At 39.7% G+C, this 22,916-nt stretch carries 31 protein-coding genes and 3 pseudogenes; 31 read left to right on the top strand and 3 right to left on the bottom strand.

The genetic code is table 11. The features are described from left to right. Positions 1-4: 4 nt before the first annotated feature. Positions 5-303 (top strand): annotated as a pseudogene (locus JCM10991_RS12070) (nucleoside triphosphate pyrophosphohydrolase family protein). On the opposite strand, the gene JCM10991_RS01205 reads toward JCM10991_RS12070, so the two are convergent. After that, the gene (locus JCM10991_RS01205) at positions 290-472 is read right to left on the bottom strand and encodes an SPJ_0845 family protein (protein WP_025020309.1); all 183 of its coding nucleotides are present in this window, start codon (positions 470-472) and stop codon (positions 290-292) included. The pseudogene JCM10991_RS12070 and the gene JCM10991_RS01205 overlap by 14 nt on opposite strands. A 227-nt stretch (positions 473-699) precedes the next feature. Between JCM10991_RS01205 and JCM10991_RS01200 the strand changes: the two genes are divergently transcribed. Together JCM10991_RS01200 and JCM10991_RS01195 are read left to right on the top strand one after the other, a co-directional pair. Next, positions 700-2,205, top strand: coding sequence for an ABC transporter substrate-binding protein/permease (locus tag JCM10991_RS01200; RefSeq protein WP_025020308.1), 1,506 nt, complete (start codon positions 700-702; stop codon positions 2,203-2,205). Beyond that, positions 2,198-2,932, top strand: coding sequence for an amino acid ABC transporter ATP-binding protein (locus JCM10991_RS01195; protein ID WP_025020307.1), 735 nt, complete (start codon positions 2,198-2,200; stop codon positions 2,930-2,932). The genes JCM10991_RS01200 and JCM10991_RS01195 overlap by 8 nt, the downstream gene beginning before the upstream one ends. Before the next feature lie 107 nt (positions 2,933-3,039). Here JCM10991_RS01195 and JCM10991_RS01190 read toward each other — a convergent pair whose 3' ends face one another. Further along, entirely contained in the window at positions 3,040-4,128 is a 1,089-nt protein-coding gene (locus JCM10991_RS01190) for a DHHA1 domain-containing protein (RefSeq protein WP_025020306.1), read from the bottom strand. Between the two features lie 100 nt (positions 4,129-4,228). On the opposite strand from JCM10991_RS01190, the gene JCM10991_RS01185 reads away from it, so the two are divergent. The 28 genes and pseudogenes from JCM10991_RS01185 (at position 4,229) to JCM10991_RS01050 (ending at position 21,725) form a co-directional block, all read left to right on the top strand. Continuing rightward, a complete protein-coding gene (locus tag JCM10991_RS01185; protein ID WP_025020305.1) occupies positions 4,229-4,966 on the top strand; it encodes a hypothetical protein in 738 nt (245 codons plus the stop codon). A gap of 5 nt (positions 4,967-4,971) precedes the next feature. Further along, positions 4,972-5,652, top strand: a complete 681-nt coding sequence (locus tag JCM10991_RS01180; RefSeq protein ID WP_025020304.1) for a TVP38/TMEM64 family protein — start codon at positions 4,972-4,974, stop codon at positions 5,650-5,652. 477 nt (positions 5,653-6,129) lie between these two features. Next, entirely contained in the window at positions 6,130-6,783 is a 654-nt protein-coding gene (gene apf, locus JCM10991_RS01175; RefSeq protein ID WP_023859561.1) for an aggregation-promoting factor, read from the top strand. A gap of 565 nt (positions 6,784-7,348) precedes the next feature. Beyond that, positions 7,349-7,657 carry a 30S ribosomal protein S10 gene (rpsJ, locus tag JCM10991_RS01165; protein ID WP_023859562.1) on the top strand — a complete coding sequence of 103 codons (309 nt, stop codon included), beginning with the start codon at positions 7,349-7,351 and terminating at the stop codon, positions 7,655-7,657. A 58-nt stretch (positions 7,658-7,715) separates the two neighbouring features. Then, the gene (gene rplC / locus JCM10991_RS01160; protein WP_023859563.1) at positions 7,716-8,339 is read left to right on the top strand and encodes a 50S ribosomal protein L3; all 624 of its coding nucleotides are present in this window, start codon (positions 7,716-7,718) and stop codon (positions 8,337-8,339) included. 25 nt (positions 8,340-8,364) lie between these two features. Beyond that, the gene (rplD, locus tag JCM10991_RS01155) at positions 8,365-8,988 is read left to right on the top strand and encodes a 50S ribosomal protein L4 (RefSeq protein ID WP_023859564.1); all 624 of its coding nucleotides are present in this window, start codon (positions 8,365-8,367) and stop codon (positions 8,986-8,988) included. Next, the gene (gene rplW / locus JCM10991_RS01150; protein WP_023859565.1) at positions 8,988-9,272 is read left to right on the top strand and encodes a 50S ribosomal protein L23; all 285 of its coding nucleotides are present in this window, start codon (positions 8,988-8,990) and stop codon (positions 9,270-9,272) included. The genes rplD and rplW overlap by 1 nt, the downstream gene beginning before the upstream one ends. 27 nt (positions 9,273-9,299) lie before the next feature. Then, entirely contained in the window at positions 9,300-10,133 is an 834-nt protein-coding gene (gene rplB / locus JCM10991_RS01145; RefSeq protein ID WP_025020302.1) for a 50S ribosomal protein L2, read from the top strand. 51 nt (positions 10,134-10,184) lie between these two features. After that, a complete protein-coding gene (gene rpsS, locus JCM10991_RS01140; protein ID WP_025020301.1) occupies positions 10,185-10,469 on the top strand; it encodes a 30S ribosomal protein S19 in 285 nt (94 codons plus the stop codon). 18 nt (positions 10,470-10,487) lie between these two features. Further along, positions 10,488-10,835: a 50S ribosomal protein L22 gene (gene rplV, locus JCM10991_RS01135; RefSeq protein ID WP_023859568.1), complete on the top strand. Its 348-nt coding sequence runs from the start codon at positions 10,488-10,490 to the stop codon at positions 10,833-10,835. 13 nt (positions 10,836-10,848) lie between these two features. Continuing rightward, positions 10,849-11,546 (top strand): annotated as a pseudogene (rpsC, locus tag JCM10991_RS01130) (30S ribosomal protein S3). Continuing rightward, complete coding sequence (gene rplP / locus JCM10991_RS01125) at positions 11,512-11,946, top strand: 50S ribosomal protein L16 (RefSeq protein WP_023859570.1); 435 nt, start codon at positions 11,512-11,514, stop codon at positions 11,944-11,946. The pseudogene rpsC and the gene rplP overlap by 35 nt, the downstream one beginning before the upstream one ends. After that, positions 11,936-12,130 (top strand): 50S ribosomal protein L29, encoded by a 195-nt coding sequence (rpmC, locus tag JCM10991_RS01120; protein WP_023859571.1) that lies wholly within the window; start codon positions 11,936-11,938, stop codon positions 12,128-12,130. The genes rplP and rpmC overlap by 11 nt, the downstream gene beginning before the upstream one ends. A 26-nt stretch (positions 12,131-12,156) precedes the next feature. Continuing rightward, positions 12,157-12,423 carry a 30S ribosomal protein S17 gene (gene rpsQ / locus JCM10991_RS01115; RefSeq protein ID WP_023859572.1) on the top strand — a complete coding sequence of 89 codons (267 nt, stop codon included), beginning with the start codon at positions 12,157-12,159 and terminating at the stop codon, positions 12,421-12,423. 72 nt (positions 12,424-12,495) lie between these two features. Beyond that, positions 12,496-12,864 carry a 50S ribosomal protein L14 gene (gene rplN / locus JCM10991_RS01110; protein WP_023859573.1) on the top strand — a complete coding sequence of 123 codons (369 nt, stop codon included), beginning with the start codon at positions 12,496-12,498 and terminating at the stop codon, positions 12,862-12,864. A gap of 36 nt (positions 12,865-12,900) precedes the next feature. Then, a complete protein-coding gene (gene rplX / locus JCM10991_RS01105; protein WP_023859574.1) occupies positions 12,901-13,206 on the top strand; it encodes a 50S ribosomal protein L24 in 306 nt (101 codons plus the stop codon). A gap of 29 nt (positions 13,207-13,235) precedes the next feature. Continuing rightward, the gene (gene rplE / locus JCM10991_RS01100) at positions 13,236-13,778 is read left to right on the top strand and encodes a 50S ribosomal protein L5 (RefSeq protein ID WP_023859575.1); all 543 of its coding nucleotides are present in this window, start codon (positions 13,236-13,238) and stop codon (positions 13,776-13,778) included. 14 nt (positions 13,779-13,792) lie between these two features. After that, positions 13,793-13,977: pseudogene (locus tag JCM10991_RS14765) on the top strand (type Z 30S ribosomal protein S14). Positions 13,978-14,012: 35 nt separating this feature from the next. After that, positions 14,013-14,411 (top strand): 30S ribosomal protein S8, encoded by a 399-nt coding sequence (gene rpsH, locus JCM10991_RS01095; protein WP_025020299.1) that lies wholly within the window; start codon positions 14,013-14,015, stop codon positions 14,409-14,411. Between the two features lie 31 nt (positions 14,412-14,442). Then, positions 14,443-14,979 carry a 50S ribosomal protein L6 gene (gene rplF / locus JCM10991_RS01090; protein WP_025020298.1) on the top strand — a complete coding sequence of 179 codons (537 nt, stop codon included), beginning with the start codon at positions 14,443-14,445 and terminating at the stop codon, positions 14,977-14,979. 33 nt (positions 14,980-15,012) lie between these two features. Next, positions 15,013-15,378: a 50S ribosomal protein L18 gene (rplR, locus tag JCM10991_RS01085; RefSeq protein ID WP_023859578.1), complete on the top strand. Its 366-nt coding sequence runs from the start codon at positions 15,013-15,015 to the stop codon at positions 15,376-15,378. 21 nt (positions 15,379-15,399) lie between these two features. Continuing rightward, on the top strand, positions 15,400-15,900 hold the full coding sequence (gene rpsE, locus JCM10991_RS01080; protein ID WP_023859579.1) for a 30S ribosomal protein S5: 501 nt from the start codon (positions 15,400-15,402) through the stop codon (positions 15,898-15,900). A 13-nt stretch (positions 15,901-15,913) separates the two neighbouring features. Continuing rightward, entirely contained in the window at positions 15,914-16,096 is a 183-nt protein-coding gene (gene rpmD / locus JCM10991_RS01075; protein ID WP_023859580.1) for a 50S ribosomal protein L30, read from the top strand. Between the two features lie 35 nt (positions 16,097-16,131). Beyond that, entirely contained in the window at positions 16,132-16,566 is a 435-nt protein-coding gene (rplO, locus tag JCM10991_RS01070; RefSeq protein ID WP_023859581.1) for a 50S ribosomal protein L15, read from the top strand. Further along, the gene (gene secY, locus JCM10991_RS01065) at positions 16,566-17,894 is read left to right on the top strand and encodes a preprotein translocase subunit SecY (RefSeq protein WP_023859582.1); all 1,329 of its coding nucleotides are present in this window, start codon (positions 16,566-16,568) and stop codon (positions 17,892-17,894) included. Before rplO ends, secY begins: the two co-directional genes overlap by 1 nt. Positions 17,895-17,978: 84 nt before the next feature. Next, positions 17,979-18,635, top strand: a complete 657-nt coding sequence (locus JCM10991_RS01060; RefSeq protein WP_023859583.1) for an adenylate kinase — start codon at positions 17,979-17,981, stop codon at positions 18,633-18,635. A gap of 165 nt (positions 18,636-18,800) precedes the next feature. Then, the gene (locus JCM10991_RS01055; RefSeq protein WP_023859584.1) at positions 18,801-20,426 is read left to right on the top strand and encodes a malolactic enzyme; all 1,626 of its coding nucleotides are present in this window, start codon (positions 18,801-18,803) and stop codon (positions 20,424-20,426) included. A 27-nt stretch (positions 20,427-20,453) separates the two neighbouring features. After that, complete coding sequence (locus JCM10991_RS01050; protein WP_023859585.1) at positions 20,454-21,725, top strand: 2-hydroxycarboxylate transporter family protein; 1,272 nt, start codon at positions 20,454-20,456, stop codon at positions 21,723-21,725. 73 nt (positions 21,726-21,798) lie between these two features. Here JCM10991_RS01050 and JCM10991_RS01045 read toward each other — a convergent pair whose 3' ends face one another. Beyond that, positions 21,799-22,683, bottom strand: a complete 885-nt coding sequence (locus tag JCM10991_RS01045) for a LysR family transcriptional regulator (RefSeq protein ID WP_023859586.1) — start codon at positions 22,681-22,683, stop codon at positions 21,799-21,801. Positions 22,684-22,916 lie beyond the last annotated feature (233 nt).

Here is a 22,916-nt window from a genome sequence, read left to right as displayed (position 1 = left end):
TAGGATGGATTTTAACGAATATCAAGAAAAAGCGAACCGAACTTTATATGGGACAGAGCAAGTTTTGACAAATTGTGCTTTAGGTTTATCGGGTGAAACCGGTCAATTAGTATATTTAATTAAAGATTACACCTTTAAGGGAAAAAAATTTGATCGGGAACAAATAATCCACGAAATGGGTGATGTGTTATGGTACCTTTCACAAATTGCAGAGTGGGCGGATATTGATTTTAACGAAGTGGCTGAAAAGAATATCGAACTTTAAATAGACGTTATCCCGATGGCTTTTCTATGGATAAATAAAAAGATTGCCAGTAGACAATCTTGTGAAATTATTTAGAAGAATCTGTTTTGGATTCTTCTTTTTTACATCATTTTCTTTTTCCTTTTTCTTAGGGGGGTCGACTGGGTCGATAGCAAATTTGGTGAATAGTTCATCGAGATCGGATTGACGGTTAATTTTTAAACTCATAATAATGCCTCCATAGTAAATCTTACCTCGATTATAATAATTGCTTCTTTAATAGTCAAATATCCATTCTTATGAATAATACATGCAAAGTTATTGTTTTATAAATGAATATATACAATTAATATTAATTTTATCCAATTTTATTGCATAAATAATCATTGAATGTTATGATTATGCACATAAGTTGAATGATGAATAAATCATAGTTTTATCGGAGGAGAGAGAATATGAAAAAAATTAAGAAAGTTGTGGTGCTGCTAGCCTTGTTCTTAGGTTTTATTACTTGCATTACACCAGCGCTGGCAGCAGGGGCAAGTTCATCAAGTAATAGTACTAGCAGTAGTGCAGTTAGTGGTGATGAACTCGCCAAGATTAAAGCTAACGGAAAATTAGTCGTGGGATTGTCTGCTGATTACCCCCCATTGGAATTTACAAAGAAGATTAATGGCAAGACCGAATATGTTGGGGTCGATATTGAGATTGCTAAGCAAATTGCGAAGGACTTAGGTGTTAAGCTAGAAATCAAGAATCTAAGTTTCGATTCCTTATTGGTAGCGATGGAAACTGGCAAAATTGACGTGATTATTTCCGGGATGAATCCAACGGCTGAAAGAAAGCAAAGTGTTGACTTTTCAGACACCTACTATTCTGGAGGAAAATCCTTCTTAATCATGAAGGGAGACAAAAACAAGTACAAGGATAAGGATAGTTTTGCTGGTAAAAAAGTAGGGGCACAAAACGGAACTACTGAATATAAGTTGATTAAAAGTGATGTTAAGGGTGCAACTCCAGAAGGTTTAAGCAAGTTAAGTAACTTAGTTTTAGACTTACAATCACGCAAGATTGACGGGGTTTTGATGGATTCCTTAATTGCTAAAGCTTACGCTGCTAATAACAAGCAATTTTTGGCTATTGATTCTGGGATTGAGGTATCTGAAGATCAGTCCGGGGTGGCTGTAGCGCTACCTAAAAATCAGCCAGCTTTAAAGGCAGCGATTAACAAAACTTTAGGTCAAATTAAAAAAGATAATTTAATCGATAAGAAGTACGTCCCACAAGCTGCGAAGTATATGGAAACTGTTAAGCAATCAAATGGTATGTTAAATTACTGGAACTACTTCGCTAAAGGGGTGGGTTACACCATCTTAATTACTGTAATTTCTGTGACTGCTGGTTTTGTCTTAGGGACATTATTAGCTTTGATGCGGTTAGCTAAGAGTAAGTTCTTGCACGCTATTGCGGTATGTTATATTGAATTTATTCGTGGGACACCGCTAATGGTGCAAATTATGTTCGTTTACTTCGGGATTGGGGCTTTAATCGGCTCCTTACCAGCTTTATTAGCGGGGATTATTGCGATTTCTTTAAACTCAGGAGCTTACGTGGCTGAAGTTATTCGGTCCGGGATTGAATCAATTCCTGCTGGTCAAACTGAAGCAGCGCGTTCCTTAGGGTTGAGCCAAGGAAAGACTTACCGTTATGTTATTATTCCGCAAGCTTTGAAGAACATTTGGCCAGCTTTAGGGAATGAATTTATCACACTTTTGAAGGATAGCTCCATGGTTTCGATTATTGGGGTTACTGAATTAATGTACCAAACTCAATTAGTCCAAACGACAACGTACAAAGGGGTTTTACCATTATTTATTACAATGTTACTTTACTTTGTGATGACGTTTACTGTTTCTAAGTTTTTGGGTTACTTTGAAGGGAAGATGAAGCACAATGGATAAAATGATTGAAATTCAAAATCTAAAAAAAATTTATGATCAAAATGAAGTTTTAAAAGATATTAATGCCACTGTGGAAAAAGGCCAGGTAATATGTGTCATTGGTCCTTCTGGTTCTGGAAAATCAACCTTTATTCGGTGTTTGAATCTCTTAGAAAAGCCAAGTGCCGGTAAGGTAGTCTTTGACGGGGTCAATTTAGCGCACATTGACGATAAGCAGTTAAATGCTTTACGGGAAAAGATGGGAATGGTTTTTCAAGGATTTAATCTCTTTCCTAATATGAATGTCTTAGAAAACATTAAGTTAGCACCGATGAAGGTTAAAGGTGTAGCGGAAGCCGAAGCGGAAAAGACGGCGTTGGAATTGTTAGCCAAGGTTGGTTTAGCTGACAAGGCTCAACAATTTCCAACTAGCTTATCCGGAGGGCAACAACAGCGGGTGGCTATTGCGCGGGCTTTGGCCATGGATCCTGAAGTAATGTTGTTTGATGAACCAACATCAGCTTTGGACCCAGAAATGGTCGGTGAAGTTTTGAAGATTATGCAAGACTTGGCCCAAGACGGGATGACCATGGTGGTGGTAACTCACGAAATGGGTTTTGCTAAGGAAGTAGCTGATGAAATTTGGTTTATGGCGGATGGATATCTCCAAGAAAAAGGGACACCACAAGAAGTATTTGAAAATCCACAAAGTGACCGGGCTAAAGACTTCTTAGCTAAAGTATTATAAGGTAGTATTTTATCTAATTTGGGTAACTTTTAATAAAAAAAGCCTTAAGAAATTAATGTTTTTGAGACATAATTTCTTAGGGCTTTTGTTATTGTGATTTTTTCTAATTAATTTTCGAAGAGGGCAGCTAACTTTGCGGCCATTTCAGGATCTAGTTGGTCACCTAGGCCACCGCTACTTTCATTTTTTTCTTCAGCTTCGACACTAGCGTTGACTTGGGCTTGTTGTAAAACTTCATCAATTACAGCTTCTTCAGCTTTTTCAATGGGATTACATTCGAGGGTGCCACCGGCAGAGTCTTCGTGTCCACCACCACGGAAGTATTTTTCTGAAAACCGAGCTACATCTAAGCGACCATTGCTACGCAGAGAAACGCTGTGTTGGTCAATAACTAAAGCCGCATCCACGTCGTTTTTCAAAAGTAATTCATGGGCGATTTCTGACTTGTAGTCGCTGGCATAAACAACGCCGAAACTGTAGCCGTCAAGCTCAAAAGTCTTGATGGTTCGTAAGTGACGTTTAAGATAATTTGCCCGCCGACTGTTGAGTGTATCAATTAAGAGGTCGTTTTGATCGCGGTAGTCTTCCCAACCTGCTTGGAAAACATTATGTATGAATTCCTCTGACTTACTTAAAGGATAGAACCAAAAGAGTTGGTTTAGTTCATCAGCATCTTTTTTTTCTTCTTCAGGTAACAAGGGATCGTTTTGCCAATCCCAAGTATCGTAAGCCCGAATTAACTCCACCAAGTAGGCCAGTTCTGTTTGGCGTGAGGCGGAGAGTTTGTTGTAGTGAGGTTGCTCAGTCAACCAATCCCAAACAAGGCTAGTTGCACTAGGATTGACGGATTCATCACGAGGGCCAGGACAGTTAGCCCGATATTTTTGTCTGAGGTCGGCTTCACTTTCGTGGTGGTCAAAAATCAACCAATGATTAGCAAATTTTTGTTCCAATAATTGGAAGGAGTAGTCGCTGTCCGGGGTCATATCCATAATGTAAACGTCTGTAAAGCGACTAGCTTCTGGTTGTCGGAACCAATAAGCTAGTTCACGGTCTAAATTACCAGCCGAGCAGGTAGTTAAATCAAACTCGACAGTTGGGAAAATTTCGTTTTTTAAAGTATAAAAGAGACTCGGTGCGCCAAAGCCATCTAAGTCATTGTGCGAAAAGAGTTTGATATATTGTGTCTTTTTCACGGGAGTTCCTCGTTTCAATCTAATTAATTTTACTGTACCACACAATAAGCTTCTAGACTAGCCTTGCTTCGTGATAAAATAAGAAATTGAGGTGATAATTTTGCAATGGGAAACCTACTTACGTAAAATGGAAGCTTATCAAGCTCGTTATCAAAATCAAACATTAATTGTCAAAAAAATTCAAGCGGTGTGTGAGACGGTGTGCGCCTATCAAGCCCAGCGTTTACCTCAAAAGCCGTTGCCTAAGTTAACTTTGAGTCAAGGAATGATTTATCGCTTATTAGATCAATATGCTGATATTATGACTTTAGCTAGTGATTTACTGAACCTGCGTCAGGTGTTGATTGAAAATTTTGGTATTTGGCATGTCTGTAATCAAGTCTGGGTGGCAGATGTAAAAAACTATCTAGGTCCAAAAGTTGGCTTAGAGTTAATGGCTGGTAATGGCAGTTTAGGTGGAAGTTTGGGACACACCCGCTTGACAGACAATCTCAAGTGGCGGGGGCAAGATGTAACGCACCCGCATCCTTGGTATCCCTTAGAAAAATTGGATGCTTTGGAGGCGGTGCAGAAGTATGCATCGGAAAGTCAGGTTATTTGGATGGCATGGGCCCCCGATCAAGGCCAAAAAGATTGGGAGATTTTACAGTGGCTACAACAAGTTGGGTGGTCTGGCGAATTTTATGTAATTGGTGAAAAAAATGGGGCGACGAATTCGTCCCGCTTTTGGCAAGAAGCGCAACTGGAGTTACTTCCAGCTTTGAATCTTCATCATCAACCTTTTGATTTTATTAAGGATTATGTTTACCGAGTTAATATAGAAAGGAAATGCTTGTGAAAGAAATGGTACAACGGCGTAAGTTTTGGTTACGCTTGATAATCACTTTAGATGCGCTTTTGGCGCTTGTAATCATAGCTTTTTTAATTCGAGATTACTATCCTCAAATTAAATTACTTTTAGATCCAGCAAGGGAAACGCGAATGTTAAAACATATGTTCCGTAATCACGGTCCTAAAGATATGTTTTTATTGTTACTTTTGACCGCAACGACTTCAGCAATTCCAGCCCTATCCAGTTCGGTGGTTTGTATCTTTAATGGGATTCTTTTTGGTCCTTGGATAGGTTTACTCTTAAATGTTGGAGGGAATACTCTAGGAAATATAGTAGTTACGTTTGTTTTGCAAAAGGTAGGCTTACGTCACGAAAGCAAGAAATTGGGACATGTGATTGAGGGTATTAGTAAATTTAAAAATAAGATGGTCGGGATGATTATTGGATATATGGTACCGGTAATTCCGTCTTTCTTGGTTAACTTTACGGCGCTTAAACTTAAGATGAAACCACAAATTCAACTAATATGTATTGTGATTGGGATTTTTCCTTCATCTTTTCTTTACGCATTTGGTGGGGATGCTATCTTTAATGATAGTGACAAAAAGATTATCTTGGCACTAGTTTGTTTACTCGCCTTGGTTGGTTTATATTATGTCATCCGCAAAAAGTACCAGCAAAAAATAGCTTAATATAGTAGAAAAGAGTTTTAGTAATGACTAAGGCTCTTTTGTGATTGTTAAGATAAAAGCTGTCCAAAGGTCATTACGAAGTGACAATTAAGTTACAAAGGTGGGGAGAAAAAGATAAAAACATAGCAAAAAGACCAGTGGAAAAAAATTTTTAAGGAGGAAAAGTCTTTTTTTCTGGAAAAATCCGTTTTTTTAGTGAACATTTGTTCTTGTTTATATAGGTTACCGTCAAAGTACTGAAAGCCCATCTAATTAGCTTTTGCTTGTGGTAAGTAAAAAAATAAAGGTATTTTGTTTTTTACAGATTGTTACAAGCTAAGGGAGTTTGTTACAAAAAGGTGGTTTCTGGTAATTTAAATAGTGTTTTTCTGTCATGTAAACCACCTATACTAGATTTTGTTAGCGCGACAGCAAGTCGTGTAGAAATCAAATTAAGTAGAAAAAAGTATTTAGAACAAATATATTAGGAGATTACACATGAATTTAAGTAAAGTATTATTATCAACAACTGCTGCAGCTGGTTTCTTATTTGCAACACAAGCTGCTGCTAACGCTGACCAAGTAACAGTCCAAGCTGGTGACACGGTTTCTAAGATTGCTAACGAATATAATACAACAGTTGAAGCCATTGAAGCAGCTAACAATATGGCTGACGTAAACTTGATTTACGTTGGGGAAGTTTTAGAGGTTACCCCAGGTCAACAAACAGCTGATGCACAAACTACTACTGACACAGCTGTTGATACTCAAGCTTCTGCGCCAGCTCAGACTTACACATATAGCCAACCACAAAGCTCTTACCAAACTTCAAACTACTACTCAGCTAATTACTCATACAACCAACCACAAAGTTCATACAGCCAATCAGCTAATACAGCTAGCTCATACACAAGTAACGTAGCTTCGTCATCAGATGAAGCAGCTAAGGCTTGGATTGCCAACCGTGAATCAGGTAATAACTACAATGCCCGTAACGGTCAATATATCGGTAAGTACCAATTAACAGCTTCTTACTTAAACGGTGACTACTCAGCTGCTAATCAAGAACGTGTGGCTGATCAATATGTAGCTTCTCGTTACGGTTCCTGGACAGCTGCTAAGGCTCACTGGGATGCTAATGGCTGGTACTAAGATTTAGTATGTAAAAAAACAGCGAATTATCAAAAATGTTCCTATTTATGTAGGGACATTTTTTTTGCTATCCGTTATAATGATAATTACTGATAATTAATGTGAGGTGATATATGTGCGCCTGTCAAAAACTTTAATCATTATGTTGTTATTTGTGATTGGTCTTCTGATGGTGTGGAATGGTTTTACAATTAAAGCGAGAGATTCTTGGGCGACAAAGTTAATCTTATTTGTACTAGGATTTGGAAGTATGTTGATTAGTGGGGGGATCTTATATTATGCTTACTTTCTATAGGTAAAGATTGTAGCGTTTCGCTGGAAGTTCTTTGTACTAAGCAATCAAAGAAATATTTAAAAGAAATTGAAAAAAATCCTTGCAATTCCTTTTTAGATGTAATACTATAAAAAGTACTTGTGTAAGGGCAAGTACAAGGATTTAGTTGTTTAATTTTAAATAAGCTAAGATGTAGAAGGTTGCGACACACCCGGCCGCTTTGCCACGAGTGCGACGGTAATTTCTACGGAGCTAGTCTTATTTTTAAAATAGACGAAGGAGGGAATACAATTGGCAAAACAAAAAATTCGTATTCGTTTAAAGGCTTACGAACACCGCATTTTAGATCAATCCGCTGACAAAATTGTTGAAACAGCAAAGAGAACAGGTGCCCAAATTTCAGGTCCTATTCCATTGCCAACGGAACGCACATTATACACGGTTATCCGTTCACCACACAAATACAAGGATTCTCGTGAACAATTCGAAATGCGCACACACAAGCGTTTAATCGACATCGTTAACCCAACACCAAAGACAGTTGACTCACTTATGAAGTTAGACTTACCATCTGGTGTTGATATTGAAATCAAGTTATAATTCATAATTAAAACTTACTAAATTAAAAAATAAATTCATTATTATTGGAGGTGTACTCATGACCACTAAAGGAATCTTAGGTAAAAAAGTAGGTATGACACAAGTCTTTACTGAAAATGGTGAATTAGTTCCTGTAACAGTTGTTGAAGTTGGTACTAACGTTGTTTTACAAGTTAAGACCATGGAAAATGACGGTTACGAAGCTATTCAATTAGGTTTCGATGACTTGCGTGAAGTTTTAACAAACAAACCTGCTAAAGGTCATGCAGCAAAAGCAAATACTACTCCTAAGCGCTTCGTTCGTGAAATCCGCGATGTTGAGCTTGGAGAATACAACGTCGGTGACGAAGTTAAGGCAGACTTATTCGAAGCAGGCGAAATCGTGGACGTAACTGGTACATCCAAGGGTCATGGTTTCCAAGGTTCAATTAAGCGTAACGGCCAACACCGCGGTCCTATGGCTCACGGTTCTCGTTACCACCGTCGTCCTGGTTCAATGGGTGTTATTATTAACCGTGTTATGAAGGGTAAATTATTACCTGGTCGCATGGGTAACAACCGTGTTACTATCCAAAACTTGGAAGTCGTTAAATCAGATGTTGAAAATGGCGTATTAATGATTAAGGGTAATGTACCTGGTGCAAACAAGTCCTTAGTTGTTATCAAAAGCGCAGTTAAATAATTAGAGGAAGGGAGGAAAAACAAACATGCCTACAGTTGCATTATTTAAACAAGATGGTACACAAAACGGTGACGTTACTTTAAACGACGCAGTTTTTGGTATCGAACCAAACAACAACGTAGTTTTTGACGCAGTGCTTATGCAACGTGCTTCATTACGTCAAGGTACACACGCTGTTAAGAACCGTTCCGCAGTTCGCGGTGGTGGTAAGAAGCCATGGCGTCAAAAGGGTACTGGTCGTGCTCGCCAAGGTTCAATCCGTTCACCACAATGGGTAGGTGGGGGTACCGTATTCGGTCCTACACCACGTTCATACGCCTACAAATTGCCTCGTAAGGTTCGTCGCTTGGCTATCAAGTCTGTCCTTTCTCAAAAGGTTGTTGACGAAAAATTAGTTGTTGTTGATGCATTAAGCTTCGACGCACCTAAGACAAAGGCATTTGCTGAAGTATTGAACAACTTAAATGTAAACGAAAAAGTTTTAGTAGTTCTTGAAGATGACAACAAGACAGCTGCATTAGCTGCTCGTAACTTAGCAAACGTTACAGTTATTCCTGCTAAGGGCTTGAACGTCTTAGATGTTGTGAACAACGACAAGATGGTCATCACTCAAGGAGCTCTTTCTCAAGTAGAGGAGGTTCTTGCATAATGGAAGCACGCGATGTAATTTTACGTCCAGTTATTACTGAACAATCAATGGCAGAATTGGACAACAAGCGTTACACATTCGACGTTAACGTCAACGCAACTAAGACACAAGTTCGTGCCGCTGTTGAAGAAATCTTCGGCGTACAAGTTGCTAAAGTTAACATCATGAATGTTAAAGGTAAGAAGAAGACAATGGGTCGTTACTCAGGCTACACTAAGAAGCGTCGTAAGGCTATTGTTACTTTGACTGCCGATTCAAAAGAAATCAAATTATTTGAAGACTAATAAATAACTCTAATAGGAGGCAAAACCGTGGGAATCAAGAAATTCAAACCAACCACAAACGGTCGGCGGAACATGACTGGTTCTGATTTCGCTGAAATCACTAAGACAAAGCCAGAAAAGTCCTTACTTGAATCACAAAGTAAGACTGCCGGTCGTAACTCTTACGGTCGCAAGACTGTTCGCCACCGTGGTGGTGGACACAAGCGTCAATACCGTTTGATTGACTTCAAGCGTATTAAAGATGACGTTCCTGCAACTGTTAAAGCAATCGAATATGATCCAAACCGTTCAGCTAACATCGCTTTAGTTGTTTACGCTGATGGTGTTAAGTCATACATCCTTGCACCAAAAGGCCTTGAAGTAGGTCAACAAATCCAATCAGGTAAAGGTGCCGACATCAAAGTTGGTAACGCAATGGCCTTAGCTGATATTCCTGATGGTACAGTTATCCACAACATCGAATTAAAGCCAGGTAAGGGTGGACAATTAGTTCGTTCAGCTGGTACTTCAGCTCAATTACTTGGTAAGGAAGGCAAGTACGCAATCGTACGTTTGGCTTCTGGTGAAACTCGCATGATTTTAGTTACATGTCGTGCAACAATCGGTGCTGTTGGTAACGAACAACACGGATTAATTAACATTGGTAAAGCCGGTCGTTCACGTTGGATGGGCAAGCGTCCTCAATCACGTGGTTCTGTAATGAACCCTAACGATCACCCACACGGTGGTGGGGAAGGTAAGGCACCTGTTGGTCGTCCATCTCCAATGTCACCATGGGGTAAGAAGACTACTGGTCTTAAGACTCGCTCTAAGAAGGCAAAATCAAACAAATTCATCATCCGTAGACGGAAGAAAAAATAATCGCTTAGTCGCTTAGGCGATTAACCTGTTATCTGGAAGGAGGATACACACTTGAGTCGTAGTTTGAAAAAAGGACCTTTTGTCGACGCACACTTGATGAAAAAGGTCGAAGCACAAGCTGATCAAGAAAAGAAGTCTGTAATCAAAACATGGTCACGTCGTTCCACAATTTTCCCTAGCTTTATTGGCTACACAATTGCTGTTTACGATGGTCGCAAGCATGTCCCAGTTTACATTCAAGAAGACATGGTAGGTCACAAGTTAGGTGAATTCGCACCAACTCGTACTTTCCACGGTCACGCAGCTGACGATAAGAAGACAGGCGTAAGAAAATAAGATAGGGAGGATATTTAAATGGCTGAACAAGTTACATCAGCAAAGGCAACTGCTAAGACAGTTCGAATCCCTGCACGTAAAGCACGTCTTGTGATCGATCTTATTCGTGGTAAGAAAGTTGCCGATGCAATGGGCATTTTGAAGTTTACACCACGTTCAGGTGCTCGTCTCATCGAAAAAGTATTAAAGTCTGCCGTTGCTAACGCAGAAAACAATTTTGACTTAGATGTTGAAGACTTATACGTTAGCGAAGCTTTTGTTAACGAAGGACCAACTATGAAACGTTTCCGTCCTCGTGCAAAGGGTTCTGCTTCCCCAATTAACAAGCGTACAAGTCACATCACTGTAGTCGTATCTGTAAAATAAGGAGGGATAACGCGTGGGTCAAAAAGTAAATCCAACTGGATTACGTGTCGGAGTTATTCGTGACTGGGATTCAAAATGGTTTGCAAACAACCAAGAATTTGCCGGTAACTTACACGAAGACTTAAGCATTCGTAGTTACATTGAAACAAAATTAGCCGACGCTTCTGTCTCTACCGTAGAAATTGAACGTGCTGCAAAGCGTGTTAACATTTCTATCCATACTGCAAAACCTGGTATGGTTATCGGTAAAGGCGGTTCTGAAGTAGAAAAACTTCGTAAAGAATTAAATAACTTAACAGGTAAGCGAGTTCACATTAACATTGTGGAAATCAAGAAACCTGATTTAGAAGCAAAATTAGTTGGTGAAAGCATTGCTCAACAATTGGAAAATCGTATCGCTTTCCGTCGTGCCATGAAGCAAGCTATCCAACGGACAATGCGTGCCGGTGCAAAAGGTATCAAGGTACAAGTTGCTGGTCGTTTGAATGGGGCAGATATGTCACGTGTTGAACGTTTCTCAGAAGGTACTGTGCCATTGCACACATTACGCGCAGATATCGATTACGCATGGGTTGAAGCTGCAACCACATACGGTAAGTTAGGTGTTAAAGTCTGGATTTACCGTGGTGAAGTTTTACCTACAAAGAAAGAAAAGTAAAAGGAGGGAAATGTACCTATGTTAGTACCAAAACGTACAAAGCACCGTCGTGAATTCCGCGGTAAGATGCGTGGTGAAGCTAAGGGTGGCAAGGAAGTCACTTTCGGTAAATACGGTATCCAAGCGTTAGATTCACACTGGATTACAAACCGTCAAATCGAAGCAGCCCGTATTGCTATGACTCGTTACATGAAGCGTGGTGGGAAAGTTTGGATTAAGATTTTCCCTCACAAGTCTTACACTGCTAAGGCTATTGGTGTTCGGATGGGTTCCGGTAAAGGTGCTCCTGAAGGTTGGGTAGCTCCAGTTAAGCGTGGTAAAGTTATGTTCGAAATCGACGGTGTATCCGAAGAAGTCGCACGTGAAGCTTTACGTCTTGCTTCTCACAAGCTCCCAGTTAAGACTAAGTTTGTAATACGTGAGGAAGTAGGTGGCGAATCAAATGAAGGCTAAAGAAATTAATGAATTAACCACTGCTGAAATGCTTGAAAAAGAAAAGCAATACAAAGAAGAATTATTCAACTTACGCTTCCAATTAGCTACCGGTCAATTAGAAAATACCGCACGCTTAAACAAAGTACGTAAGAATATCGCACGCATCAAAACAGCGTTGCGCCAAGCAGAATTAAACAAATAAGAATACGAAAAGGAGGCTAACCACTGATGAGTGAAGGTCGTAACCAACGCAAAGTCTACCAAGGACGTGTCGTTTCTGACAAAATGGATAAAACTATCACAGTTGTTGTTGAAACTTATGTAAACCACAAAGTTTACGGCAAGCGTGTTAAGTACTCAAAGAAGTTCAAAGCTCATGATGAAAACAACCAAGCTAAGACTGGTGACATCGTGAAAATTATGGAAACTCGTCCATTATCAGCTACAAAACGTTTCCGTTTATTAGAAATCGTTGAAGAAGCAGTTATTATCTAATTTTCTTTGATAAATAAGATATATCGCAGTTGATTCGTATTCTAATCTAATAACGAAAGGAGGACACACAAAGTGATCCAACAAGAAAGTCGTTTGAAAGTCGCTGATAACTCTGGTGCCCGCGAAATCTTAGTTATTAAGATTTTGGGTGGTTCCCGTGTCAAGACAGCTAATATCGGTGACATCATCGTTGCTACTGTTAAACAAGCAACACCAGGTGGCGTTGTCAAAAAAGGTGACGTCGTTAAGGCCGTTGTTGTTCGTACTAAGACTGGTGCACACCGTGCAGATGGCTCATACATCAAGTTTGATGAAAATGCGGCAGTTATCATTGGTGAAGACAAATCACCTAAGGGTACTCGTATCTTCGGGCCAGTTGCACGTGAATTACGTGACGGAAACTTCATGAAGATCGTTTCCTTGGCACCTGAAGTGTTATAATATTCCATCTATCTAACAAGGAGGTGCACAAGAAAAATGTTCGTCAAGAAAAATGACAAAGTTAAAGTAATTGCCGGTAAAGATAAGGGTAAGGAAGGCGTTATCGAAAAGGTTTTCCCTGCTAAGGACCGCGTGATTGTTAAGGGCGTTAACATCGTTAAGAAACACCAAAAGCCAACTAACGCAAACCCAAATGGTGGGATTGTTGAAGTTGAAGCACCAATCCACGTTTCTAACGTTATGCTCATCGATCCTTCTAACAACGAAGCAACACGTGTTGGCTTCAAGGTAGAAGATGGTAAGAAAGTTCGAGTTTCTAAAAAGACTGGTGAAACTCTTTAATATCGAGCAGAAAGGAGGATACTTTCTTCATGGTTAACCGTTTAAAGGAAAAATACACTAACGAAATCGTTCCATCAATGATGGAAAAATTCAACTACTCATCAATCATGCAAGCACCTAAGGTTGAAAAGATCGTGCTTAACATGGGTGTTGGTGATGCTGTAAGCAATGCTAAAAACTTAGACGAAGCAGTTGCAGAATTAACTTTGATTTCTGGTCAAAAGCCAGTTATCACACGTGCTAAGAAATCTATCGCTGGTTTCCGTTTACGTGAAGGTATGGCAATTGGTGCCAAAGTTACTTTACGTGGCCAACGTATGTACGACTTCTTAGACAAGTTAGTTTCTGTTTCATTGCCACGTGTCCGTGACTTCCACGGTGTAAGTAAGCGTGCTTTTGATGGTCGTGGGAACTACACATTAGGTGTACGTGAACAATTAATCTTCCCAGAAATCGACTTTGATGACGTTAACAAGGTTCGTGGTTTGGACATCGTTATCGTTACAACAGCTAACACTGACGAAGAATCTCGCGAATTATTAACTCAACTTGGTATGCCATTCGCTAAATAAGGAGGCTTAAAACATTGGCTAAAAAATCAATGATCGCTAAAAACAAGCGTCCGGCTAAGTTCTCAACTCAAGAATACACTCGTTGCGAACGTTGCGGCCGTCCACACTCTGTATATCGTAAATTCAAGTTATGCCGTGTTTGCCTGCGCGATCTTGCACACAAGGTCAAATCCCTGGTATGAAGAAGGCTAGCTGGTAAACCAGTAACAACAAGATAAAGGAGGCAAACAAAACATGGTCATGACTGATCCAATCGCAGACTTTTTAACTCGTATTCGGAATGCTAACATGGTTAAGCACGAATCTGTTGAAATTCCTGCTTCAAAAATCAAGCGTGACATCGCCGAAATCCTCAAACGTGAAGGTTTCGTTCGCGATGTGGAATACATCGAAGATGACAAACAAGGCGTTATCCGTGTATTCTTGAAATACAGTACAGATAAAGAACGTGTAATCACAGGTCTTCGTCGTATCTCAAAGCCTGGTTTACGTAAATACGTTAAAGCAGATGCTGTTCCTAAGGTTTTAAACGGCTTAGGTATCGCTATCTTATCAACATCTGAAGGTGTTATCACAGACAAAGAAGCTCGCGCCAAGAAAATCGGTGGCGAAGTTATCGCTTACGTTTGGTAATAAATAAAGACAAGTAAGGAGGTGCCTACTAGTGAGTCGTATCGGTTTTAAAGAAGTTGATTTACCAGCAAACGTTGAAGTTAAGCAAGACGGCAACGTGGTGACTGTTAAAGGTCCTAAGGGTGAATTAACTCGTGAATTTGCAAAAGAAATTGCTATCAACATCGAAGGTAACGTGGTAACATTCACACGTTCATCAGATGATAGCAAGACAAAAGCTTTACACGGAACTACTCGTGCAAACTTCGCCAACATGGTTGAAGGTGTTTCTGAAGGTTTCAAGAAGGAACTTGAATTGCGTGGGGTTGGTTACCGTGCTCAAATGAAGGGTACAACATTAGTTCTTAATGTTGGTTACTCTCACCCAGTTGAATTCGAAAAGGAAGAAGGAGTTACTTTTGAAGCTCCATCTGCAACTTCCGTAATCGTATCTGGGATTAACAAAGAAGTAGTTGGTGATGTGGCAGCCCGCATTCGTGCTACTCGTGCACCAGAACCTTACAAGGGTAAAGGTATTCGCTACGTTGGTGAATATGTACGTCGTAAGGAAGGTAAGACTGGTAAGTAATAAACAGTTTTAACTGTTAATCAAATCTAAGAGGTGAAAATAGTGATTTCAAAACCAGACAAAAACAAGACACGTCAACGTCGTCACGCACGTGTTCGTGGTAAAATCTCTGGTACTTCTGAGTGCCCACGCTTAAATGTTTACCGTTCAAACAAAAACATCTACGCTCAAGTTATTGATGACGTAGCGGGTGTGACGCTAGTTAGTGCCTCTACTTTAGACAGCGAAGTTAGTGGTAATACTAAGACTGAACAAGCTGCTTCAGTAGGTAGTGTTGTTGCTAAACGTGCTGCTGAAAAAGGTATCACAGATGTTGTATTTGACCGTGGCGGATACCTATACCATGGTCGTGTGAAAGCTTTAGCTGAAGCTGCACGCGAAAATGGCTTAAACTTTTAGGAAAAGGAGGAAATAACGATAATGACTTTTATTGATCCAGCTCAATTAGAATTAGAAGATCGCGTTGTTGCGATTAACCGTGTTACTAAAGTTGTTAAAGGTGGACGTCGTCTTCGCTTTGCTGCTTTAGTTATCGTCGGTGACCACAATGGCCACGTAGGTTTCGGTACTGGTAAAGCTCAAGAAGTTCCAGAAGCTATCCGTAAGGCTGTTGAAGCTGCTCGTAAGAATTTAATCGAAGTTCCTATGGTTGGAACTACACTTCCTCACGAAGTTGTCGGTCAATACAGTGGTAGTCGTATTATGTTGAAGCCAGCCATCGCCGGTTCTGGGGTTGCTGCTGGTGGTGCGGTTCGTGCCGTTATGGAACTTGCCGGTGTTAGTGATGTTACAAGTAAATCATTAGGTTCTAACACACCAATCAACGTTGTTCGTGCTACAATTGATGGTTTAGTAAACATGAAGAGTGTTGAAGAAGTTGCTGCTTTACGTGGCGTTTCTGTTCAACACTTAGCAGATTAAGGAGGACAAATACATGGCTAACTTAAAAGTTACTTTAGTTCGTTCTGTCATTGGACGTCCTCAAAACCAACGCGAAATTGTTAAAGGTTTAGGCCTTGGCCGTATTAACAGCTCTGTTGTTGTTCCTGACAATGCAGCTATGCGCGGTGCAATTCGCAAAATCAATCACTTAGTGGACGTTGAATTGGCTAAATAGTCAAGCATTTAGTTAATAAGGAGGTGCCAACCCTAATGAAATTACATGAATTACAACCTGCAGAAGGCTCACGTCAAGTACGCAACCGTGTTGGTCGTGGTACTTCATCCGGTAACGGTAAGACAGCAGGTCGTGGTCAAAAAGGTCAAAAAGCTCGTTCTAAAGTACGTGTAGGTTTTGAAGGGGGACAAATGCCATTGTTCCGTCGTATGCCTAAACGTGGTTTCAAGAACATTAACCGTAAGGACTACGCAATTGTTAACTTAGAAACTTTAAACAAGTTCGAAGACGGTGCAGAAGTAACACCAGAATTGTTATTTGAAGCTGGTATCGTTAAGGACCAAAAAGATGGTATCAAAGTTTTAGGCAATGGTGAATTAAGCAAGAAGTTAGTTGTTAAGGCTAACAAGTTTAGTGCATCTGCTAAAGCTGCTATCGAAGCTAAAGGCGGTCAAGCTGAGGTGATCTAATGCTTAAGACAATGAAGAACGCTTTAGCTGTAAAAGAGATTCGTAAAAAGATCTTATTTACCTTAGGCGTCTTGATTGTATTTCGCTTAGGCACATATATCACTGTCCCTGGGATCAACGCAAAGGCTCTGTCCAGCGTTGCATCTTCAGGGTTAATTAGTATCTTGAACACTTTTAGTGGGGGCGGCTTGACGAACTATTCCATCTTGGCTATGGGGGTTTCCCCATACATTACTGCGCAAATTATTGTGCAATTATTACAAATGGATATAGTTCCTCGCTTTGTTGAATGGAGTAAACAGGGGGAAGTAGGTCGACGGAAGCTAAATCAAGTGACAAGATACTTGACGATTGTGCTTGCGTTTATACAATCAATTGGGATTACGGCTGGGTTCAACTATCTTTCGAGTTTGAACCTGGTGACTGATCCTGGTGTAAAAACATATGTTACTATCGGAATTATCCTGACAGGTGGAACCATGTTCACCACTTGGTTGGGGGATATGATTACTGATCGTGGGTTTGGTAACGGGATTTCTATGATTATCATGGCCGGTATCATTGCCCGCGTCCCAACTGGAATTCAACAGGTTTATTTAGATCAGTTTAGCGGAGTTGAAAAAGCTGATTTATGGCAACCAATTTTGTTTGTAGTGTTATTAGTGGTGGCGATTTTAATTATCGTTACTTTTGTGACTTATGTCCAACAAGCTACTTACAGGGTGCCAATTCGTTACACGCGACGTATGGCAGGGGCCACTGATAACTCTTATTTACCATTACGTGTCAACGTAGCGGGGGTTATTCCGGTTATCTTTGCCAGTTCATTCATTGCATTACCACAAACGATTTTGGTGGCTTTTGCAGAAAATCATTCAACCGATACTTGGTATAAGGTGATGACGAATATCTTCTCCACCACCACAGGAGCAGGTATGACCTTATACACAGTATTGATTGTCTTGTTTACTTTCTTCTATGCTTTTGTTCAAGTAAACCCTGAAAAAATGGCAGAAAACTTACAAAAGCAAGGCTCATACATTCCATCTGTATGGCCTGGATTGGAAACACAACGTTACGTTTCCCGCTTATTAATGCGGTTGTCAACCGTGGGGGCACTTTTCTTGGGGTTAGTTTCATTGATTCCATTAATTGCCTCTGCTTACTTTGGTTTAGACGAATCTATCGGTTTAGGTGGGACAAGTCTTTTAATTGTGATTGGGGTAACCCTTGAATCAATGCGCCAATTAGAAGGTATGACCATGAAACAAGAATATGTTGGATTTATTCGGGGCAATCGTCCGGCTGATTTAGATAGCAACAAATAAGAAGCAGGCTTAGGCCTGCTTTTTGTTTGCCATTTTTTATGGTATAATAAAACGTATGATGATTTAATCAAAGGAGATTTTATAATGGCAATGAATTTAATGTTAATGGGACTTCCTGGGGCTGGTAAAGGTACTCAAGCCGAAAGAATTGTTGATGCTTACAAGATTCCTCACATCTCAACGGGGGATATTTTCCGCGCAGCAATGAAGAATGAAACACCAATGGGATTGGAAGCCAAGAAGTACATTGATAAGGGTGAATTAGTACCTGACGAAGTTACGAATGGTATCGTTAAGGAACGTTTAGCCCAAGAAGACACTAAGGAAGGTTTCTTGTTGGATGGTTTTCCACGAAACATGGCTCAAGCTGAAGCTTTGGAAGAAATTGGTAAGGAATTAGGCCGCGAGTTAAACGGGGTAATCAACATTCACGTTGATCCAGAATCTTTGATGGAACGTTTAACGGGGCGTTACATCTGCCGGAACTGCGGTGCTACTTACCACAAGGTTTTCAATCCAACTAAGGTTGAAGGCACCTGTGACCGTTGTGGTGAACATGAATTCTACCAACGTGAAGATGATAAGCCAGAAACAGTTAAGAACCGCTTAGAAGTTAACATCAAGATGAATACTCCGTTACTTGACTTCTACGAAGCAAAGAATCTCTTACACCAAGTTGACGGTAATCAAGATATCGACAAAGTTTTTGCTGACGTAAAGGATGTCTTGGATAATTTATAAGATATTTAAAATCTGCTTTTGGGCAGATTTTTTTTGCGTATTGTTATAAACACGATTTATGCTAAAGGTAGAATTTGACTATAACGAAAAGTGCTTACTATAATAGCGATTGTCAACAAGCAATTTTGCGGTGTTAGATTTAAAAAAAATAATGGAGGTGCAACAATGCGTGCACATGAAGTTTTAAACGATCCATTCAAGAATAAAGGTACTGCCTTTACAATGGAAGAACGTCAAGAATTAGGATTAGTTGGGATTTTACCTCCTTACATCCAAACAATTCAGGAACAAGCTAAGCAAGCTTACGAACACTTTTCTAAGAAGCCATCTGACCTTGAAAAGCGTCACTTCTTAATGGAAATTTTCAATACAAATCGTACTCTGTTCTACTACTTATTTAGCCAACACTTGGAAGAATTCAATCCTATTGTCTATGATCCAGTGATTGCTGAAACCATTGAACAATATAGTGACTTATTTGTTGATCCACAATACGCTGCTTACTTAGATGTTAACCACCCTGAAAATATCGAAGAAACTTTGAAGAATGCAGCGGGTGACCGTGAAATTCGTTTGATTGTTGTTACTGACGCCGAAGGTATTTTAGGAATCGGTGACTGGGGTGTTCAAGGGGTTGACATCGCAGTAGGTAAGTTAATGATTTATACTGGTGCTGCCGGTATTAACCCAGAAAATGTCTTACCATTGGTTATCGATAACGGTACTAATCGTCAAGAATTATTAGACAACCCTAACTATTTAGGTAACCGTCATGCTCGTGTAAACGATGAAAAATACTTTGAATTCATTGACAAGTTTGTTAACATTGCCGAAAATCTCTTCCCTAAATTGTACTTACACTGGGAAGACTTCGGCCGTGAAACTGCTGCTGATATTTTAAATCGTTACAAGAATGATATTGCAACTTTCAACGACGATATCCAAGGTACTGGAATGATTGTTTTAGGTGGAGTTTTTGGTGCTTTAGATATTAAGAAAGAAAAGTTAACTGACCAAATTTACCTCTGCTATGGTGGTGGTTCGGCTGGTGCTGGGATTGCTGGTCGTGTTCACCAAGAGATGGTTATTAACGGTTTAACTGAAGAAGAAGCCTACAGTCGTTTCTTCATGGTTGATAAGCAAGGTCTCTTATTTGATGACATGGATGATTTAACTCCAGCCCAAAAACCATTTGCTAAGAAGCGCGCGGACTTTGCTAATGCTGGTGATATGACAAACTTAGCTGACATTATTAAAGCTACTAAGGCAACTATCTTAGTTGGGACTTCAACTAATGCCGGTGCCTTCACTCAGGAAGTTGTCGAAGCAATGTGTGCTAACACAGAACGTCCAGTGATTTTCCCTATTTCTAACCCAACGCGTAAACTTGAAGCAACTGCTGCACAAGTAATCGAATGGTCTAAGGGTAAAGCCTTTGTTGCAACGGGTGTTCCATCAGCTCCAGTTGAATATGAAGGAACAACTTACTACATTGGTCAAGCTAACAACGCTTTAGTTTACCCAGGTTTAGGTTTGGGAATGTTAGCTTCTGAAGCTAAGTTATTAACTGATGAAATGATGGGGCAAGCAGCGCGCTCATTGGGTGGTTTTGTTGATGTAACCCAACCGGGAGCACCTGTCTTACCTCCATTTAGTGCCATTAACGAAGTTTCCTTTAAGGTTGCCGAAGCTGTGGCTAAGGAAGCACAAAAGCAAGGTTTAGCACAAACAAAAGAAACTGATATGACTAAGGCCGTACGCGACCTTACATGGACTCCAGAATATAAATAATTTTTGAGTTCGGAGGCATATTAGAGAATGAAGAAGTTAAATGAAATTAAAATTTCCGGTGTAAGTTTGCCACTTTATGCTGGTTTGGTAATTATTTTGGCAATTACAATTGCAATGGGAAAATTACCAGCAAACATGTTGGGAATTACTTTTATGTTAATTGTATTAGGGCACTTATTTTATTATCTTGGTGAAATTTTGCCGATTTTTAAATCCTATTTAGGTGGTGGCTCAGTCTTTACCTTGTTGGCGGGGGCTGTAGTTTCGGCTTTAGGATGGATTCCTAAGGATTTAATTAGTGCTACCAATACTTTCATGAGTGATTGGGGTTTTCTTGATTTTTATATCGCTGCTCTAATCTGTGGAGCAATTTTAGGTATGAACCGTGACTTGTTAGTGAAAGCCTCAGCAAAGTTCATTCCGGTGGCATTAATTTCCATGGTGATTGGTGCACTAGCAGTAGGTGGTGTTGGAGCCTTATTAGGCCAAGGTTTTAGCCACTCAATTATGTATATCTCATTTGCGCAAATGGCTGGTGGGATGGGGGCTGGAATTGTGCCACTATCAAAGATTTATGCGGCTGGTTTACATGCTAACCAAGGAGTAATTCTTTCCACACTTGCTCCTGCCACAACTTTGGGAAATATTTTAGCAATTATTGGGGCAGTCTTTATTTCAAAGGCTTTTGCCAATACTAAGTATAATGGCCACGGGGTTTTAATTCCTGTAGATCCTTCACAATTAAAAAAGGAAAAAGTTCAATTAGATGCTAGTCGGATTGGTGTGGGACTAATGTTTGCCTTCATGTTGTTCTTAATCGGAACGATTTTGAATGCTTTTGTACCAAAGGTTCACGGCTACGCGTTCATGATTATCTTGGTCTTTATTTTAAAAGCGACTAACATTGTTCCTAAGGAACTTGAACAATCAGTAGTAATGTTCAATCAAGTTGTCATGACAAATTTAACTCACGCTGTCTTAGCAGGAATTGGTTTGGCTATGATTGACTTATCATCATTAGCTAGTGCGATGACTTGGCAATTTATTGTGCTGAGCTTAACTTCAGTTGTAGTTATGGGGTTGAGTGCAGCTATCATTGGGAAACTTTTAGGGTTATACCCAGTAGAAACTGCGATTGGTGCCGGGATGATTAACAACTCTATGGGTGGAACTGGTAACATTGCGGTCTTATCTGCTGCTGACCGGATGGAAATGATTGCCTTTGCGCAAATGGCTAACCGTTTAGGTGGGGCGATTATCTTAATCCTTGGAGGAATCTTAATTCCTTTCTTCCACTAACCAGTAAGTAAAGAATAATAATAAAACCACGAAAAAAAGTCGACAAAGTTATGCTTTGTCGACTTTTTCGTAGCTATTTAACACGTTTGATGAGTTTGATAAAACTGTCTAGTTCTTTGGGCAAAGAAAGGTTTTTAGGATAAGCATAGCTGATATAAAAAGTCATTTTTTCGTTATTAACTAAGGGGAGTTTGACTAAATCTTTTTCATCGGCTTTAGAAAGGGCTAGTCCAGATAAGAAAGAAATACCTTTATTCTGCTTAACGATTTGTTTGATAGCAGCTAAGTCATCGAGCATTAACGCAGGTTTAACTTGATCGCGGTAAAGATGATTTAGGCGGTTGAAGGCTGTCAAGTGGACATTATGTGAATCTAAGAGGACGAATTTTTCCTTTAAGGCATCGCGAAAAGCAATTTGTCGGTGCAAGGCAAGGGGATGCTTTTTGGATACCACAATATAAAATTCCTTGGTAAATAGAGGGGTAATTTCGAGGTGAGGATTTTGAATTGGCTCAAGTGAGCCCAATACACTTAAATCAAATTTACCTTCTTCTAAGCCAACCAAAAGATCGTTAGAACCTCCTCGGACAAATTTATACGTCGAAAGTTGTTCGAGGTCGTAATCTCGACCAGATAAAGTTTGGAAGATATAGTTTGAAATCATTGGGGGAAAGCCAATGGTGATATCAGGATGTAGGGACTCTTTGACCTTATTAACAGAATTAGAAACCAAGTTGATAATTTCTTCAGCTTGAGCGGCAAAAATTTCTCCTTGGCGTGTGAGAGCTACACTTCGATGGGATGGATCTTTGACGATTAAATCACATTCAAGTTTATCCTCGAGCCGTTTGATAGCATAAGAAATAGTGGGCTGACTGACGCCAAAATATTTGGCCGCACGGGTGAAGGAGTTGAGTTGTGATAATTGGTAAAAATATTCAATGTCTTTTAATTTCATTAATACATGTCCTCAATCTTTCTAACAAAATGGATGAAAACTCTGTTACTAGTAAAGAATTGTACCATAAAAATCGGAAGTAAAAGGTAATAAAATAATCCCTAATTAGAGAACAGGAGATTAAGAAATTAGTGAAAATATTTTCTCATAAAAAAATTAGTGAAATTTTAGATTTTTTTCTTGCACTATGGTGGGGGCTATGATATGATAAATCAGGTTTATCTTTTCAATAG

It is taken from the genome of Ligilactobacillus equi DSM 15833 = JCM 10991, assembly GCF_000615765.1.
GTDB classification, from domain to species: domain Bacteria; phylum Bacillota; class Bacilli; order Lactobacillales; family Lactobacillaceae; genus Ligilactobacillus; species Ligilactobacillus equi.
The sequence above is the reverse complement of the archived record's forward strand: the minus strand, read 5'-3'. Positions and strand labels throughout refer to the sequence as shown.